The sequence below is a fragment of the Streptacidiphilus jeojiensis genome, assembly GCF_042510965.1.
Lineage (GTDB): Bacteria > Actinomycetota > Actinomycetes > Streptomycetales > Streptomycetaceae > Streptacidiphilus > Streptacidiphilus jeojiensis.
Window position 1 is genome coordinate 412,889 of the sequence record NZ_JBEUKS010000003.1, and the last position, 18,415, is coordinate 431,303.

8 protein-coding genes are annotated in these 18,415 nt (G+C 72.6%); 6 read left to right on the plus strand and 2 right to left on the minus strand.

Annotated features, from left to right (window positions below; genetic code table 11):
* Positions 1-3 precede the first annotated feature (3 nt).
* Entirely contained in the window at positions 4-1,344 is a 1,341-nt protein-coding gene (locus ABUW04_RS10875; protein ID WP_380564310.1) for an ABC transporter substrate-binding protein, read from the minus strand.
* 275 nt (positions 1,345-1,619) lie between these two features.
* On the opposite strand from ABUW04_RS10875, the gene ABUW04_RS10880 reads away from it, so the two are divergent.
* The 6 genes from ABUW04_RS10880 to ABUW04_RS10905 all read left to right on the plus strand — a co-directional run bounded on the left by ABUW04_RS10880 (position 1,620) and on the right by ABUW04_RS10905 (position 16,219).
* Positions 1,620-2,780: a substrate-binding domain-containing protein gene (locus ABUW04_RS10880; protein ID WP_380564311.1), complete on the plus strand. Its 1,161-nt coding sequence runs from the start codon at positions 1,620-1,622 to the stop codon at positions 2,778-2,780.
* A gap of 52 nt (positions 2,781-2,832) precedes the next feature.
* Positions 2,833-4,128: an enolase C-terminal domain-like protein gene (locus tag ABUW04_RS10885; protein ID WP_030261781.1), complete on the plus strand. Its 1,296-nt coding sequence runs from the start codon at positions 2,833-2,835 to the stop codon at positions 4,126-4,128.
* A gap of 292 nt (positions 4,129-4,420) precedes the next feature.
* A complete protein-coding gene (locus ABUW04_RS10890; protein WP_380564312.1) occupies positions 4,421-8,401 on the plus strand; it encodes a glycoside hydrolase family 3 C-terminal domain-containing protein in 3,981 nt (1,326 codons plus the stop codon).
* A gap of 292 nt (positions 8,402-8,693) precedes the next feature.
* Complete coding sequence (locus ABUW04_RS10895; protein ID WP_380564313.1) at positions 8,694-11,720, plus strand: alpha-mannosidase; 3,027 nt, start codon at positions 8,694-8,696, stop codon at positions 11,718-11,720.
* A 69-nt stretch (positions 11,721-11,789) separates the two neighbouring features.
* A complete protein-coding gene (locus ABUW04_RS10900) occupies positions 11,790-14,939 on the plus strand; it encodes an alpha-mannosidase (RefSeq protein WP_380564314.1) in 3,150 nt (1,049 codons plus the stop codon).
* 74 nt (positions 14,940-15,013) lie between these two features.
* Entirely contained in the window at positions 15,014-16,219 is a 1,206-nt protein-coding gene (locus ABUW04_RS10905; protein ID WP_380564315.1) for an ROK family transcriptional regulator, read from the plus strand.
* A gap of 25 nt (positions 16,220-16,244) precedes the next feature.
* On the opposite strand, the gene ABUW04_RS10910 is transcribed toward ABUW04_RS10905, so the two are convergent.
* Positions 16,245-18,371 (minus strand): ROK family protein, encoded by a 2,127-nt coding sequence (locus tag ABUW04_RS10910; RefSeq protein WP_380564316.1) that lies wholly within the window; start codon positions 18,369-18,371, stop codon positions 16,245-16,247.
* Between the last annotated feature and the right edge of the window lie 44 nt (positions 18,372-18,415).

The following is an 18,415-nucleotide window of genomic DNA, read 5'->3' on the forward strand; positions in this document are numbered from 1 at the left end:
CCGTCACTTCCAGGTGCTGGCGATCAGGACGCCCAGGCGGGCGGCGGCGGAGGCGGGGGTCTGGCCCTTCAGTGGTGACATCTGCACCAGGACGTTGCCGGTCTGCGCGGGGTCGTAGGTGGGGCCCATGAACGTGGTGTCCAGGGGGTTGTAGGTGTCCGGTCCCGCTGCTCCGAAGACGCTCTCCAGGCTGGCCAGGTGCGGTCCCACGGCGGCTGCGGCGCCGGCGCCGAGGTCGGTTCCGGGCAGGTCCAGTGCGGCCTTGGCGAAGTCGCCGGCCTGCTGACGGGAGGTCAGGAACTGGAGCCACTTCAGGTCGGCGTCCTGGTGCTTGCTCTGCGCGGAGATCGCCAGGCCGGTCAGGGCCACCGGGGCGAGCTTGAGGTCGCTGACCGCTCCGCCCTGCACCGGCGGAAGCCCGAAGGCCACCACGTTGGCGGGGTCCATGCCGTCCTGCTGGATCGAGGAGAGGGTGAAGGTGCCGCCGACGTCGAAGGCGGACTTGCCCTGCGCGAAGGCGCGGTCGGCGTCGTCGATGCCGAGGGTCTGGCTGCCGGCGGTCCAGTACGGGGTGAGCTGGTCGTACTGGGTGAGCACCTGCTTGCCAGCCGGGCTGGACCAGTTGGCCGCCGGGTCCTTGCCGAACAGCGCCTGGTACTTGGCCTTGCCGAGGTCGGCGTAGGCCATCGGCTGCAGCAGCCAGTCGAAGGCGGTGGAGGGGTCCTTGAGACCCATGGTGATGCCGCCGGTCTGCGGGGCGGCGTGGTTGGTGGCCTTGAGCCAGGTGATCAGCTGCTGCCAGGTGGTCGGCGGCTTGGCCGGGTTCAGTCCGGCGGCGGTGAGCATCTTCTTGTTGGCGAAGACGATGCCGAAGGTGCCGGCCGTGAAGGGGACGCTGAACAGCTGTCCCTTCTGCACGCCCTGCCAGGTGGACTTCGGCTGCTGGGAGGACGCGTACACGCTGTCGGTGACCAGGCCGGTGTCGGCGGTGCCCTTGAGGAAGGTGTCCTTCCAGCCGGCGTCCACGCTGGGGGCCAGGTCGGCCAGGACGCCCGCGCCGCCGAAGACGAAGTCCTCGCCGCCGGCGTGGACCTCCAGTACGTCGGCGACGCTCCTGGTGGCGGCGGCGCTCTGGATCTTGCTGCTGTAGGTGTCGTCGGGGGTGTAGGCGGTGATCTGCACGGTGATGCCGGTCTGCTGCTTGAACGCGGCGGCGGCCGCTTCCAGGGCCTTGACGTGGGTCTGTTTGAACGTCCACATCTGGATGGTGCTGCCGGCACCGCTGCTGCTGCCGGCCGAGCCGCTGCCACAGGCCGCGGTACCGAACAGCAGTCCGGCGGCCATCGCGCAGGAACCCCATATTCGGGTTCTGCCAAGGCTGTTGGCCATATTCTCCTCCAAATGCACCGGTCCGGCGGTGACGCCGGTCGGGCTCCGGGCCTCCCGGCGAGGTCGAGTGCCCCAGACCCTAGGTGCGTCAGATTTAACATGTCAATAGCCTGATCAAGAAGAGCTTGTGCTACCAAGTGACTGTCAATTAAGGTTTTGACCGGTTAACTTGGCACTGTTGGAGCCGGGGGCGATCGAGCCGAACCGGACACCGAGGAGGTCGATCGTGGATGGCAGCGGAAGACGGTAGCTCCCGCGTCCCCCTGTACGAGCAGGTCAAGCGCAAGCTCCTGGACGCGATCGCGTCCGGCGAGTACTCGCCCGGCGTGCCCTTCGTGACCCAGCGGGAGATCTGCGAGCGCTTCGGGGTCAGCCATGCCACCGCCGTGCGCGCACTCAACGACCTGGCCACCGAGGGCTACGTGGTGCGCCGGCGCGGCAGCGGCACCTTCGTCGCCGACCGCCCGGTGCGCCGGTCCCAGGACACCGGGCGGTCGATCTCCTGCGTGCTGCAGTTCCAGGGTCCGCACGTCTCGCAGCTGCTCGCCGGCATCGAGGCGACCTGCGCGGAACTGGGCTACCGGCTCTACCTCACGCACTGCGAGGGCGATCCCCGGCGCGAGGAGCGGGCCCTGCTCGACGCCCTCGACCACGGGGCCGACGGCATCATCGTCTACCCCGCCCAGGACAGCGCGCCCGACTCGGCCTACACCGAGGTCCTCGGCCGCGACGTCCCGCTGGTGCTGCTCGACCGCTACCGCCCCGACCTCGCCACCGACGCCGTCGTCGCCGACAACGTCGGCGCAGGTCGCCAGCTCACCGAGGCGCTGATCGGCTCCGGCCACCGCACCATGGCCACACTGTGGGACGAGACCACCGTCACCAGCGTCCGGGACCGCCTGGCCGGGCACATCGACGCCCTGCGCCGCCACGACATCACCGTGCGGCCCGACCTGACGGTGCTCCGCCCCTTCCTGAGCCTGTCCGCCCAACAGCGCCAGGCGCTGCTGACCGATCTGCTGCGCGGACCCCAGCCGCCGAGCGTGCTGCTCTGCGCCAACGGGTACGTGCTGGCCAGCGCCGCCCAGGACCTGCTGGCGCTGGGCTTCGAGATCCCCGGCGACGTCGACCTGGCCGGCATGGACGACGCCGGCCCCTTCGACGTGCTCCCGCTGACCGCCGCGGCCGTCTCGCTGCCCTCCCGGGAGATGGGCCGGCGGGCCATGGAGCTGCTGCACCGGCGCATCAGCGCGGACACCCCCGCCACCGGCCCCGAACTGGTGGTGGTCCCGGTCACCGTGCAGACCCGCCAGGCCGCCCAGGCCCATCTGCGGATCTTCAGCGCCGACAGCCCCGGCCCCGCCCTGCCCGCCCTGCCGACGGCGCCCTGACGCGCCCGCCCCACCAACTCTGACGCCGCCTCACCACCCGGAGGACACCACCATGTCCATATCCCACGCCGACCAACTGCTCGACGCCACCGGCGGCCTCCCGCAGGCCCAGCCGCCGTGGCCGTCCCGCGACGCCCTGCGGGTCACCGCGGTACGCGCCGTCGTCACCGCGCCCGAGGGCACCCCGCTGGTGGTGGTCCGCGTCGACACCAGCGACCCCGGCCTGTACGGGCTCGGCTGCGCCACCTTCACCCAGCGCTACGCGGCCGTGGTGGCCGCGGTCGAGGAGCACGTCGGACCGCTGGTCGTCGGGCGCCACCCGGCCGACATCGAGGACATCACCCGGATGATCCACTACTCCTCGTACTGGCGCGGCGGACCGGTGCTCAACAACGCGCTGTCCGGCGTCGACCAGGCGCTGTGGGACATCGCCGGCAAGCGCGCCGGCATGCCGGTGCACGAGCTGCTCGGCGGACGCAGCCGGGCCGCGGTGGAGGTCTACTCCCACGCCGCCGGCGCCACCGTTGCCGAGACCCTGGCGCAGGCCGAGGCGCTGCTCGCCGAGGGCTACCGGCACATCCGGCTCCAGGTGGGCGGTCCGGGCCTGGGCACCTACGGCGCCCCCGGCACCCCGAACGGCTACCCGCGCTCGCCGCACCCGGACGGCTGGGACGTGAACCACTACCTGGCCGCCACCCCCGCGCTGTTCGCCGCGGCCAGGGAGCGCCTGGGCGACGAGGTGAGCCTGATGCACGACGTGCACAGCCGGCTGACGCCCAAGCAGGCGGTGGTACTGGCCCGGGCGCTGGAGCCGTACCGGCTGTCCTTCCTGGAGGACGTGGTGCCGCCGGAGTACTACGACCGGCTGCCCGAGGTGCGCGCGGCCTCCCCGGTGCCGATCGCGGTCGGCGAGCAGCTCGGCTCGGCGGCCGACGCGGCGCGGCTGGTCCGCGACGGGGGAGTGGACCTGCTGCGGCTGCACACCTCCTCGGTGGGCGGTCTCACCCCCACCCGCAAACTGGTCGCCCTGGCCGAACTCCTGGGCGTGCGCACGGCGTTCCACTCGCCCGGGGACATCTCGCCGGTGGGCGTGGCGGCCAACCTCGCCGTCGACGTCAACACCCCGGCCTTCGGCTACCAGGAGTCGCACAGCTACAACGAGGCCACCCACGAGGTCTTCCCCGGCACCCCGGTGGTCCGCGACGGCTACCTGACGCCCTCGGAACAGCCCGGCTGGGGGGTCGACCTGGACGAGAAGGCGGCGCTGCGCCACCCGCCGGTCAAGTTCCTGCACGAGCGCTGGTCCACCCAGGTGCGCCGCCCTGACGGCGGTCTCGAGGCGCCCTGAGGCGCCGTGCGGCGCTTTCCGAATTCGGCGGCGACTTCAATCGTCCTTGGACCAACAGATGAAGCGGATTAACTTACACCGGCAGCCGACACGGGCCCTCACGGTCAATAAAGTGGTGCCGTTTGCCCAGGTCAGCGACTAGATCCGGAAACATCTGCCGGCCGTATTGCGTCGATAACACAGCGGGTTGTAGACACACCTCCCGGGAAGAGATCCGCACACGACGTCGGAGGAGCCAACCTTGAAGGTGCTCGGATGCCCACTTCCACGACTCATGGCCACCGTATGCGCGGTGAGCCTGGTCGCGGTCCTCCCGGCCGTCGCGCAGGCCAGCCCTGCGGTCCACGCCCCGGCGGCGCAGTCCGCCGCCGGGGCGCCGGTCTACCTGAACACCCGCTACTCCTTCGCCGAGCGGGCCGCCGACCTGGTGTCGCGGATGACGCTGCCGGAGAAGGTCGCCCAGCTGCAGACCAACAGCGCCCCGGCGATACCGCGGCTCGGCGTGCAGGAGTACACGTACTGGAGCGAGGGCCAGCACGGCATCAACACGCTGGGCGCGGACAGCAACCGCGGCGGCGTGGCCGGCGGGGTGCACGCGACGAGCTTCCCGGTGAACTTCGCCTCGACGATGACCTGGGACCCGCAGCTCACCTACCAGGAGACCACCGCGATCTCGGACGAGGCCCGCGGCTTCCTGGACAAGTCGCTGTGGGGGACCGGACAGAACAACCTGGGCCCGTCGGCGTCCGACTACGGGGCGCTGACCTTCTGGGCGCCCAACGTCAACATGGACCGGGACCCGCGCTGGGGCCGGACCAACGAGTCCTTCGGTGAGGACCCATACCTGACCTCCTCGATGGCGGGCGCCTTCGTCGACGGCTACCAGGGCGAGACCATCACCGGCAAGCAGCAGACCCCGTACCTCAAGGTCGCCGCCACCGCCAAGCACTACGCGCTGAACAACGTCGAGGACTCCCGGCACACCGGCAGCTCCGACACCACCGACGCCAACCTCCGGGACTACTACACCAAGCAGTTCGCCGGCCTGGTCCAGAACGCGCACGTGTCCGGCATCATGACCTCCTACAACGCGGTCAACGGGACGCCGTCCCCGGCGGACACCTACACCGTCGACGAACTGCTGCAGGCGACCTACGGGTTCGCCGGCTACACCACCTCGGACTGCGGGGCGATCGGCGACGTCTACCAGTCCTCCTCGCACGACTGGGCCCCGCCCGGCTGGACCACCAACGGCACCTCGTGGACCAACACCACCACCGGGAAGCAGATCTCCGCCGCGGCCGGCGGACAGGCCTACGCGATTCGCGCCGGCACCCAACTCAACTGCGCCGGAGGTGAACTGACCACACAGAACGTCCAGGCCGCGCTGGACCTCGGGCTGCTGTCGACCGGCGTCGTCGACTCCGCGCTGACCAGGCTGTTCACCGTGCGGATGGAGACCGGCGAGTTCGACCCGGCGAGCAAGGTCGGCTACACCTCGATCACCAAGTCGCAGATCGAGAGCCCGGCCCACCAGGCCCTGGCCGAGCAGGTCGCCGCCAACGACATCACCCTGCTGCAGAACAACGACGTGACCGGCACCTCGTCCACGCTGCTGCCGGCCGATCCGGCGAAGCTGTCGAACGTGGTCGTGGTCGGCGACCTGGCCGGCAAGGTGACCCTCGGCGGCTACTCCGGCGAGCCAAGCCTGCAGGTCAGCGCGGTACAGGGGATCACCGCCGCGGTGAAGAAGGCCAACCCGGCGGCGACCGTCAGCTTCGACGCCTGCTCCACCTCCACCACGGCCACCGCGGCGGCCTCCTGCTCGGCCGCGACCCAGGCCGCCATCAAGTCCGCCTCGCTGGTGGTCGTCTTCGCCGGGTCCGACCTCCAGGTGGCCGACGAGAGCCACGACCGGTCCACCCTGGCCCTGCCGGGCAACTACCAGTCGCTGATCGACCAGGTCGCCGCCGAGGGCAACCCGCGCACCGCGCTGGTGCTGCAGGCCGACGGACCCTACGACATCCAGCAGGCCCAGAAGGACTTCCCGTCGATCGTCTTCAGCGGGTACAACGGCGAGAGCCAGGGCACCGCGCTGGCGCAGGTGCTGTTCGGACAGCAGAACCCGGCCGGGCACCTGGACTTCACCTGGTACGCCGGTGACTCCCAGCTCCCGGCGATGACCAACTACGGGCTGACCCCGTCCCAGACCAGCGGACTCGGCCGCACCTACATGTACTTCACCGGCAAGCCCACCTACCCCTTCGGCTACGGCCTGTCCTACTCCACCTTCAAGTACTCCGGCATCGAGGTCGGCCCGGCGTCCACCTCGGCGGACGGAACGGTGCGGGTCGGCTTCGACGTCACCAACACCGGCTCGGCGGCCGGGACCACGGTCGCGCAGCTGTACGCCGCACTCCCGGGAGCCGGCAGCGGCGACACCGCCCGCGAGCAGCTCGCCGGATTCCAGAAGACGCGGCTGCTGCAGCCCGGCCAGACCCAGCACATCACCCTGTCGGTCAAGGTCTCCAGCCTCAGCACCTGGGACGAGAGCAGCCTGAAGCAGGTCGTCGCCGACGGCGCCTACCAGTTCCGGGTCGCCACCGACGCCTCCGACACCGTCGGCTCCGGCAGCGTCAGCGTGCACGGCGCGATCACGCCCCGGGTGCAGACCGTCACCGTCCAGCCCGACCAGGTGGTCTTCGACTCCGGCCAGACCCTGGACCTGACCGCCGCCAACCCGTGGATCGCCCCGGACACCGACGCCACGCTGGAGCAGGACCACGCCGCTGCCGCCAACGTCGTCGAGGCGGTCGACAACGACCAGTCCTTCGCCGACCTCGCGCACGCACACGTCGGCTACGCCAGCAGCGACCCGCGGGTCGCCACGGTCAGCGGCGACGGCACCGTCACCATGCACGCACCCGGTGCGGCGACCATCCGGGTGACCGTGAACGGCGTCACCGGCAGCACCCCGATCGTGGTGCGGGACCCGCTGACCCTGCACGCGCCGACCGTGGTGAAGCCGGCCACCACCGTCACCGCGACCGAGACCTTCACCAACAGCGGCGACAAGGCCGTCCACGACCTGCACCTCGGCCTGGACACCCCCAGCGGCTGGACCGCGACCGCGACCTCGCCGGTGGAGATCGGCAGCGTCGCCCCCGGGCAGCAGGTGACGGCCAGTTGGAACGTGGCCGTGCCCAGCAGCACGACACCCGGTACCCAGACCGAACTTGACGCGACGACGACCCTCACCGGCGCGGCCGGACCGTACACCGAGAGCGCGGTCGACCCGCTGTCGGTCACCTCGGGCGCCACCCCGGAGCAGGCCACCCCGGTGATCACCGGGACCAGCCCGGCGGCCGGTGAGCTGAAGGTGCTGCTGGACAACCCGTCGGACACCCCGACCACGGTGACGGCGATCAACTGGAAGCTCGGCAGCCTGTCCGGCACCCAGCCGGTCGACGCGACCATCGCCGCGGGCTCCACCGCCACCGTGACCGCGCCGGTGCCCGGCATCGCCTTCGCCACCCAGTACCCGCTGACGGTCACCAGCACCGTCTCCGGCGGACTGTCCTCCGAGGCGCTGTCCGGGCACGCCACCTTCCTGCCCGTGGTCAACAAGAGCCTGGGCAGCTCATGGACGCTGGCCGACGTCCAGGACGGCCCGTCCATCGACATGGCCACCACGGCGAACGGAGTCTGGCAGTCGCTGGACGGCTCGCTGCCGTACGGCGGCCCGTCCTACCTGTCCGGGAAGATGTGGTTCGACTGGGACTCCCAGTACCTCTACATCACCGCCGACATGACCGAGCAGTCCTTCGCCAACTCCGCCACCGGGGGCGACATCTGGCAGGGCGACAGCCTGCAGTTCGCGGCCACCTCGGGGGTGCCCGGCGCCTCGACCAGTACCAGTTCCGCCTCCTCCGACGGCCACTACGAGTACGGCGCCGCGCTCACCCCGGACGGCTCCCAGCTCTACCGCTGGACCAGCCCCGCCCAGGGCGCCGGCCAGGTCACCGACGCGTCCGTCCACGTCACCAGGGACGACGCCAACCACACCACGCTCTACCAGGTCGCCCTGCCCTGGAGCGACCTCACCTCGGTGCAGCCCACGGCGGACAACGTCTTCTCGCTGTCCACGATGTTCAACAACGTGGACACCGGGGTGCGCAACGGCTACCTGGAGTGGGGCGGGGGCATCGGCGACAACAAGAACGTGGCCGAGTTCGACATGGCCCAGCTGATGCCCGCCGGCAGCGGGTCCTGACGAAGTGCCCTGAGGAGCGAGGTGGGCTGCCGTCCGTTATCGATTTACTCCATCGAATGGGGATAATCGGTACGGGCGGCAGCCCGCCGTGGCCTTCCTCGGTGGCTGACTGATAGACAGACAGGCTGTTCAGCAAGGCTTTTTGCCCGTTGGGTTGCCCACGCCGTCAGACCCTTGCCCCGTAGTTCATCCAGCGTATTGACTAACCAGGACGCCGATTCGTAGGCTCGCCGAGCAGGCGACTCTCCCCGACCGGTCCGTACCCGCTCGCAGCAACAGGAGACCCCATCCCATGCACGACGACCGAGAACTGGTCGAAGCCCGACTGGAGCGCGTCCTGCGGGAGCGCATCCGCCCGGCCGTCCACCCGCTGACGGCGCCGCTGGACGTCGAGATCTGGTCCACCCCGGGGGAGCCCGTGCCGGTGGCCGAGGGACTGGCGGCGGCGACCCGTCCCATCGCCGAGGGGACTCCCTGGGGCACTCCCTGGGGGACCAGCTGGTTCAAGGTCACCGGAACGGTGCCCGCCGAGTGGGCCGGCTCCACCGTCGAGGCCGTGCTCGACCTCGGCTTCACCCCGCGCACCCCGGGCTTCCAGTGCGAGGGCCTGGTCTACCGCCCCGACGGCTCCCCGGTGAAGGGCCTGCATCCGCGCAACTCCTATGTGCGGCTGGACTCCCCGGTGGCCGGCGGGGAGCAGGTGCACTGGCGGATCGAGGCGGCCTCCAATCCGGACCTGGACGCGAGCGGCGTGCCCTTCCAGCCCACGCCGATGGGGGACCGCAGCACCGCCGGCGACGCGCCGCAGTACGTGCTCGGCGCCATGCGGCTGGCCGTCTTCGACGAGACGGTGTGGAACCTGGTCATGGACCTGGAGGTGCTCGGCGAGCTGATGGCCGAGCTGCCCGTGGACGGCGCCCGCCGCTGGGAGATCCTGCGCGCGGTCGGCCGGGCCCTGGACGCCGTCGACCTCCGGGACGTCAACGGCACCGCGCAGGCGGCCCGGGACGAACTGGCCGGTGCGCTGGCCGCCCCCGCCGGCCCCGCCGCGCACCGGATCAGCGCGGTCGGCCACGCCCACATCGACTCCGCCTGGCTGTGGCCGCTGCGCGAGACCGTGCGCAAGGTGGCCAGGACCGCCTCCAACATGACCGCGCTGATCGAGGCGGAGCCCGAGTTCGTCTTCGCCATGTCCCAGGCCCAGCAGTTCGCCTGGCTCAAGGAGCACCGGCCCGAGGTCTGGGCCCGGGTCAAGAAGGCCGTGGCGGACGGCCGCTTCGTCCCGGTCGGCGGCATGTGGGTGGAGTCCGACACCAACATGCCAGGATCCGAGGCGATGGTCCGTCAGTTCGTGCACGGCAAGCGCTTCTTCATCGAGGAGTTCGGCATCGACAGCGAGGAGGCGTGGCTGCCGGACACCTTCGGCTTCGCCGCCGGACTGCCGCAGATCATCAAGGCGGCCGGGGCCCGGCGGCTGCTCACCCAGAAGATCTCCTGGAGCCGGACCAACAGCTTCCCGCACCACACCTTCCTCTGGGAGGGCATCGACGGCAGCCGGGTCTTCACCCACTTCCCGCCGGTCGACACCTACAACTGCGAGATGAAGGGGCGTCAGATCGCGCACGCGGCGCGCAACTTCAAGGAGAAGGGGGTGGCCACCCGCTCGCTGGCACCGACCGGCTACGGCGACGGCGGCGGTGGCACCACCCGCGAGATGGTCGCCAGGGCAGCCAGGCTGCGCGACCTGGAGGGCTCGGCCACGGTGCGCTGGGAGGCGCCCGCGGAGTTCTTCGACAAGGCCGAGGCCGAGTACCCCAACCCGCCGGTCTGGGTCGGCGAACTCTACCTGGAACTGCACCGGGCCACGCTGACCAGCCAGGCGCAGACCAAGCGCGGCAACCGGCACAGCGAGTCGCTGCTGCGGGAGGCCGAGCTGTGGGCCGCCACCGCCGCGGTCCGCACCGGATTCCCGTACCCGTACCAGGAGTTGGACCGGATCTGGAAGACCGTGCTGCTGCACCAGTTCCATGACATCCTGCCCGGCTCCTCCATCGCCTGGGTGCACCGCGAGGCCCGGGAGACCTACGCCCGGGTGGGCCGGGAGCTGGACGGCATCATCGCGGCCGCCCAGCAGGCGCTGGCCGGCCAGGGGTCGGTCGAGCTGCTGTTCAACGGCGCACCGCACGCCCGCACCGGGGTGCCCTCGGGCGGCGCCGGACCCGAGTCCGGGGCGGGCGGCGCGGCGACGCCGGTGCCGCGCGAGGGCGGCGGCTATGTGCTGGACAACGGCCTGCTGCGGGTCGAGATCGACGCACGCGGGCTGGTGGTGTCGGCCTACGACATCGCCGCCGGCCGCGAGGCGGTGGCCCCCGGGCAGGCGGCCAACCTGCTGCAGCTGCACCCCGACTTCCCCAACCAGTGGGACGCCTGGGACGTCGACGCCTTCTACCGCAACACCGGCTGCGACCTGGTCGAGGTGGAGTCCCTGGGCGTCGAGGGCGCCGCGGTGCGCATCGAGCGGGTCTTCGGCGAGTCCAGAGTCACCCAACTGCTGTCGGTGCCCGACGGCGTGCAGCGGCTGGACATCGACACCGAGGTCGACTGGCACGAGCGGGAGCGGTTCCTCAAGCTGGCCTTCCCGCTGGACGTGAAGGCGGACCGGTACGCCTCGGAGACCCAGTTCGGGCACGTCTACCGGCCCACCCACCAGAACACCAGCTGGGAGTGGGCCAAGTTCGAGGCCTGCAACCACCGCTTCGTCCACGTCGACGAGCCGGGCTGGGGCGTGGCGGTGGTCAACGACGCGACCTACGGCCATGACGTCACCCGCTCGATCCGCACCGCCGACGGCGGCGCGACCACGACGGTGCGGGCCTCGCTGCTGCGCGCACCGCGCTATCCCGACCCGGAGACCGACCAGGGTGTGCACCGTTTCCGGCACGCGCTGGTGCCCGGCGCGACCATCGGGGACGCGGTGCGCGAGGGCTACCGCGCCAACCTGCCCGAACGCCGGGTCACCGGCGCGGCGCAGGCGGTGGCACCGCTGGTCTCCGTGGACGGGGACGGGGTGGTGGTGAGCGCGGTGAAGCTGGCCGACGACCGCAGCGGCGACCTGGTGGTCCGCCTCTACGAGGCCCACGGCGGACGCGCCCGGGCCGCCGTGTCGGTCGCCGACGGCTTCGCCGCCGACCGCGCGGTGCTGACCGACCTGCTGGAACGGCCCGTCACGGACGCGGAACCGTCGGCGGTTGCTGACGGGACCGCCGTCCTGGACCTGCGGCCCTTCCAGCTGGTGACCCTGCGCATCCCCCGAGCCTGACCCGCCCGTCACCGGTCCTGCGCCGAGCGCCTCGTCGCCCCGCGCAGGACCCCGGAAGGAGCAGTCCCCGTGCACGACGACCGCCGGATCACCGAGACCCGGATCCGCAAGCTGCTGGACCGGGTGGTCCGGCCCGCCCTGTACAGCGACGTCCACCCGTTCACGCTGAGCGCCTGGCAGGTCGACGGCGAGCCCGTGCCGGTCGCCGAGGCGCTGAACGCCGACTACCGGCCCTTCGCGCTCGGCTCCAGCTGGGGCGGCCCCTGGTCGACCACCTGGCTGCGGGCCCGCGCGCAGATCCCGCAGGGGTGGGCGGGCCGTCGCGTGGAGGCCGTCTTCGACCTCGGCTTCGACCTCACCCGCGGGCCCGGCGGCCAGGCCGAGGGCCTGGTCCACGACGCCCACGGCGCCCCGCTGCAGGGCCTGCACCCGTACCACCGCAGTGTGCTGCTGACCCCGTCCGCCACCGCCGGCGAGCAGGTCGACCTGCTCGTGGAGCTCGCCGCCAACCCCTGGATCGTGGGCAGCGCCGGACACAACACCCACCTCGGCTCGCTGGAGACCGCCGGTACCGAACACCTCTACCGGCTCGGGCAGGCCGAGATCGCCGTGCGCGAGGAGGACGTCTGGCAGCTGATCCACGACATCGAGGTGCTCGACGAGCTGATGCACCAGCTGCCCGAGGGCTCCTCCCGGCGGCACGGGATCCTGCACGCGCTGCGGCAGGCGGCCGACGCCGTCGACCCCACCGATGTGCCGGGCACCGCGGCGCGGGCCCGGCAGCGGTTGGCCGATGTGCTGGCCCGGCCGGCGAACGCCTCCGCGCACACCGTCTCGGCGGTCGGGCACGCCCACATCGACTCCGCCTGGCTGTGGCCGGTCCGCGAGACGGTGCGCAAGTGCGCCCGTACCTTCACCAATATGACCACCCTCGCCCAGGAGTACCCCGAGCTGGTCTTCGCCTGCTCCTCGGCGCAGCAGTACGCCTGGATGAAGGAGCAGTACCCGGAGGTCTTCGCGCGGATCAAGAAGGCCGTGGCCGAGGGAAGTTGGGCGCCGGTCGGCGGCATGTGGGTCGAGGCCGACGGCAACCTGCCCGGCGGGGAGGCGCTGGCCCGCCAACTCGTCCACGGCAGGCGGTTCTTCGCCGAGGAGTTCGGCATCGAGCAGCACGGCGTCTGGCTGCCCGACTCCTTCGGCTACACCGCCGCCTACCCGCAGCTCGCCAGGCTGGCCGGGGCCCGCTGGTTCCTCACCCAGAAACTGTCCTGGAACGAGACCAACCGGCTGCCGCACCACACCTTCGCCTGGGAGGGCATCGACGGCTCGCGGATCTTCACCCACTTCCCGCCCGTCGACAGCTACAACGCCGAGCTCACCGGGGCCGAACTCGCCCACGCCGAAAACAACTTCGCGGAGAAGGGGGTGGCCACCCGGTCGCTGGTGCCGTTCGGCCACGGCGACGGCGGGGGCGGTCCCACCCCCTCGATGCTGGAAAAGGCGCGCCGGCTCCGGGACCTGGAGGGCTCGCCCCGGGTGGTGGTCGAGGCGCCGGACGCCTTCTTCGCCGCCGCGGCGGCCGAGCACGAACAGCTCCCGGTCTGGCGCGGCGAGCTCTACCTGGAGAACCACCGCGGCACCTACACCAGCCAGGCGCGCACCAAGCGGGGCAACCGCCGCGCCGAGGCCCTGCTGCGCGAGGCCGAGCTGTGGGCCGCCACCGCGGCCGTCCGGGCCGGCGCGGACTACCCGCACCAGCGGCTGGAGCGGATCTGGCAGCGGGTGCTGCTCAACCAGTTCCACGACATCCTCCCCGGCTCGTCGATCGCCTGGGTGCACCGGCAGGCCGAACGCGAGTACGGCGAGATCCACCGGGAGTTGGAGGAGATCATCGGCGCGGCGGTGGCCGAGCTTCCCGGCGCGCCCGCCTTCCTGAACAGCGGCCCGCTGGCGCGCCGCGAGATCGCCTTCCTGACGCCGGATCAGGAGCATTCCGCAGCCTCGACGCAGGGCCAGCTGCTCTCGGACGGCCGCCTCGCCCTGCTGGCCGAGGCGCCCGCCCTCGGCTCCGGCACCGCGACCGCCCCGGCGCAACCGGTCACCGCCCGCGCCGAGGATGGCGGCTACGTCCTGGACAACGGCCGGCTGCGGGTCGTGGTCGACCGCCGGGGCCTGGTGACCTCCGCCTACGACCACATGGCGCGGCGCGAGGCCATCGCCCCCGGCGCGGCCGGCAACCTGCTCCAGGTGCACCCGGACGACCCCAACCTGTGGTCGGCCTGGAACCTGGACCCCTACTACCGCGACACCGTCCGCGACCTCGACCAGGCCGACTCGGTCACCCTGGTCGACGCAGGCCCGCTGCTGGCGTCCGTGCGCGTCGAGCGCACCCACGGCGCCTCGCGCTTCGTCCAGCACATCGAACTGGCCGCGGAGAGCGCCTGGCTGACGGTCCGTAACGACATCGACTGGCAGGAGCGCGACACCGTGCTCAAGGCGGCCTGGCCGATCGACGTGCACGCCGAGCACGAGAGCGCCGAGATCCAGTTCGGCCATGTGCGCCGGCCCACCCACGAGAACACCAGCTGGGACGCCGCCCGCTTCGAGCTGTGGGCGCACCGCTGGATCCACGTGGGCGAGCACGGCTGGGGGGCCGCGCTGCTGACCGACTCCACGTACGGACACGACGTGCACCGCGACACCCGCGCGGACGGCGGCAGCACGACCACCGTGCGGCTGTCGCTGCTGCGCGCGCCGCACAGCCCGGACCCGCAGGCCGACCGCGGCCGGCACCGGTTCAGCTACGCCCTGGCTCCGGGCGCGGGTGTCGAGCAGGCCGTCGCGGGCGGCTACGCGCTGTCGCTGCCGCTCCGCCCCGCGGCCGCGCAGGCCGCTCCGCTGATCGCGCTGGACAACGACCGGGTCGTGGTGGAGTCGGTCAAGCTGGCGGACGACCGCAGCGGCGACGTGGTGGTGCGGCTCTACGAGTCGGGCGGCGGTACCGCCGAGGCCCGCCTGACGGCCGGGTTCCCGCTGGCCGGCGCCCGGGACTGCGACCTGCTGGAGCGGCCCTGGCCGCAGCCCGCCCCGGGCGAGCCGGAGCACAGGCCGGCCCTACTGACGCAGGGGCCGGACGGGATCCGGCTGCGGCTGCGGCCCTTCCAGATCCTGACCCTGCGGCTGCGCCCGCAGGCCGCCGAGCACAGTGGGCAGGGGTGAACCGGTCGCGGTGGCATAGCATGCCAGCGACCGGACACCAGTCCACGGAGGCGAAGAGGCGCAGGTTGGCGAGCATGAGGACGGGTTCGGACACGCAGTCGCCGATCAGACGCGGAACCAACCTGCCGCGGGTGGGGGACTTCAACGAGTCCGTGGTCCTGGACGCGATCCGCCGGCAGCGCTCCGGCCTGAGCCGGGTCGAGCTGGCCCGGGCCACCGGACTGTCGTCGCAGACGGTCTCCAACATCACCCGGCGGCTGCTGGACCAGGGCGTGGTGCGCGAGTCAGGCCGGCAGAGCAGCGGCAGCGGCAAGCCGCGGACCCTGCTGGAGATCGTCCCGGCCTCGCTCTACGCGGTGGGCGTCCACCTGGACCCGGCCGTGATCACCTGCGTGGTGGTGGACCTGCTGGGCACGGTCGTGGCCGAGCACAGCCACACCACGCCCAGCGGCGGTGACACCGACCGGATCGCCGCGGACATGGCCGCCTCGGTCACCGCGCTGGTCGCGGACTCGGTCACGGACCGGGACCGGGTGCTGGGCCTGGGCATCGCCGCGCCCGGGCCGATCGACGCCGTCGCCGGCTGGGTGGTGGACCCGCCCGAGCTGCCCGGCTGGGGCCGCTACCCGCTGCGGGACCGGTTGAGCGAGGCCACCGGCCTGCCCGCGGTGCTGGACAAGGACGTGACGGCGGCGGTGGTCGCGGAGCGCTGGACCGGCGCCGCGACCGCCAGCCGCAATCTGCTCTTCTTCTACTTCGGCACGGGCACGGGCATGGGTCTGGTGGTGAACGACACCGTGCTGCGTGGGACCTCGGGCAACGCCGGCGAGGTCGGCGGCCTGGGCGCGGCCGGCTCCACCCGCACCCTGGTCGAGGAGGCGGTGACCCTGGGCGTGCTGGGAACCGAGTACACCGTGGTGAGCCCGGCCGACGCGCAGCGGGGCCTGGAGCGCCTGGCGGAGCTGTCGGCCGCCGGGGACGCGGCGGCCGACGGCGTCCTGGAGCGGCTGGCGGTCCGGATCGGCCGCGGCGTCTGCGCCGCGGCCACGCTGCTGGACGTGGACACGGTGGTCTTCGGCGGCCCCGCCTGGCAGGTGCTGGGGGACCGGCTGCTGAAGACCGTGGAGCCGATGGTGGCCGGCAGCCCCTTCATCCGGGCCACGCATCCGACCGCGGTCCTCTCGACCACCCTCGGCGCCAACGTCGCCGCCGTGGGCGCGGCCTCCCTGGTACTCGACAGCGCGCTGTCCGCCCAACCGGGCACGCTGCTGCTGACGTAGTCCGGACTGTTGCGGCCCGTCGCCTTCACGGCCGGCGCAGGCGGGGGGTGAAGGAGGCGTGGAAGAGGGTGGAGGCGGCGCCTACGGCGGCGGCCTCATGGGTGCTGACGGAGCGTTCGACGTGGACCCGGCGCAGTCGGCGGGCGGTGGGGAAGTCGTTGACGGCGCGTTCGATCTCGGTGAGGTAGACCTCGGCGGCGGGGCCGGTGCAGAACGGGCCGCCGACCACCACCAGGCCCACGTCCAGCATGTCGATCACGGCCAGCGTGCCGCGGCCGATGGCGCGGGCGGCCTGGCGGACCGTCAGCTGCGGTCGCTGGGCGGCCGGGTCGGGCACCAGGACGTGGCAGGCCGGGTTGCACTCGGGCAGTACCTCCGGGCGCCCCGAGGGCTCGACCCGGCCCAGCACCACCGCGCACAGCTGGCCGAACTCGCCCGCGTTGGCGGTGAGCCCGCGGTAGATGTCGCCGTTGAGGATCAGTCCGGCGCCCACCCCGGTGCCGAGGTAGAGGTAGACGAAGTCGCGGGAGCGCCGGTCGCGGCCGATCCAGCGTTCGCCGACGGCAGCGGCTATCGAGTCCTTCTCGATCAGGATCGGGCAGGAGAAGCGGCGCTCCAGCAGGGTGCGCAGCGGCACGTCACGCAGCACGCCCATCAGCGGCGGGTCCAGCACGGTCCCCGACACCGTGTCGACCGGGCCCGGCACGGCGACGCCCAGGCCCAGGAAGCTGCTCTCGCGCACCTGCCGGCCGGCGCCCGCGAGCACCGCCTCGCCGAGCGCGGCGATCTGCGCGACCACCGCTCCCGGGCGCGGCTCGGGGGTGATCCGTTCCACCCGCCGGGCGACGATCCGCCCGGACAGGTCGACCACCACCGCGGTCAGCACCTCGGGGTCGATGTGGATGCCCATGGCGTGCGCCGCGTCGTCGCGCAGCCGGACCAGGCCGCGCGGTTTGCCGTCCGCGGACGGGCGTTTGCGGTCCTCCACCAGCAGCCCGCGCTCCAGCAGCGAGCGCGCGATCCGGGAGACCGACTGCTGGGTGAGCCGGGTCCGGGTGGCGATGTCGCCGCGGGTGATCGCGCCGGCCAGCCGCACCGTCTCGATGACCACGCATTCGTTGAAGGAGCCCAGGTCGATCTGGTTGGCGCCGGCGCCGCTGGCGGTCCCGGCGGCGTGCAGCGGACCGGCGGCGCCGGACGGGCGCTCGCCCGGGGCGGCGGGCAGCGGTTCGCGGATCCAGCGCAGCGGGGCGGGGCCCTGCAGCGCCGCCGCGAGGTCGAGCAGCACCCGGGCCGAGGAGGACGGGTGCTGGGCGGCGTCCAGGGCCAGCGCGGCGCGCAGGAAGGACACCGTGCCGGTGTGTTCCGGCGGCTGATGGGGGGTCACCTTGGCCCGGGCGCACTGCTCGGTGAAGTCCGTGGCGGCGGGACCGCGCAGGACCACCAGGTGCAGTGCGGCCCTGGGGTGGACCCGGCGGGCGGCGGCCAGGAAGGCGCCGACCGCGGCATGGCCCGCGGTCTGGCCCGTGCCCGGTCCCGCGGGCGGCGCCGCCGGGGCGGCCAGGGCGCGGGTGAAGGCGGTGGTGACCGCGGCCAGTGCGTCGGCGGGGGGCTGGATGTCGGCGGGCGCGGGTTCGGCCCGGGTGCCGGTGCGCTGGGCGAGCAGCACCAGGGTGTGGCCCGGCTCGTGCAGCAGGCCCACCACCCAGATCCCGCCCTCGCCCAGCGGCGGTGTCAACGGCGGTGCGGGGGTGGAGAGTTCGTCGCGACCCAGGTTCCAGTGGCGGCGGGCGGCGGCGACCGCGGTGTGCGAGCAGCCGAGCCGGCGGCCCAGGCTGCGCGAGGAGCGCTGGTCCGGCGGGGCCAGCAGGCTCTCGGCGACCACCTCGCCCTCGTCCACCACGCTGGGGCGGCCGCTCTGCGAGCGGCTGTCGAGGCCGGTCGCGCCCTCGGCGGCGTAGCGCTGCCGCCAGGTGGCCACGGTCTGCCGGGAGACCCCGAGCCGGCGGGCGATCTCGGCGTTGTGCCGCCCGAGCGCGGCCTCCAGCACGATCGCCGCACGCAGCGCGCGGGGTTGCGGCCCGGCCGCCCACCGGCGGAGGACGTCGAGCTCGTCCTCCACCGGTGCGCGGGTGGCAGTGTGCTCAAGCACCGGCAGTCGTCCCTCCTGCCGGCCCGCCCGGCGGATCTCATGCT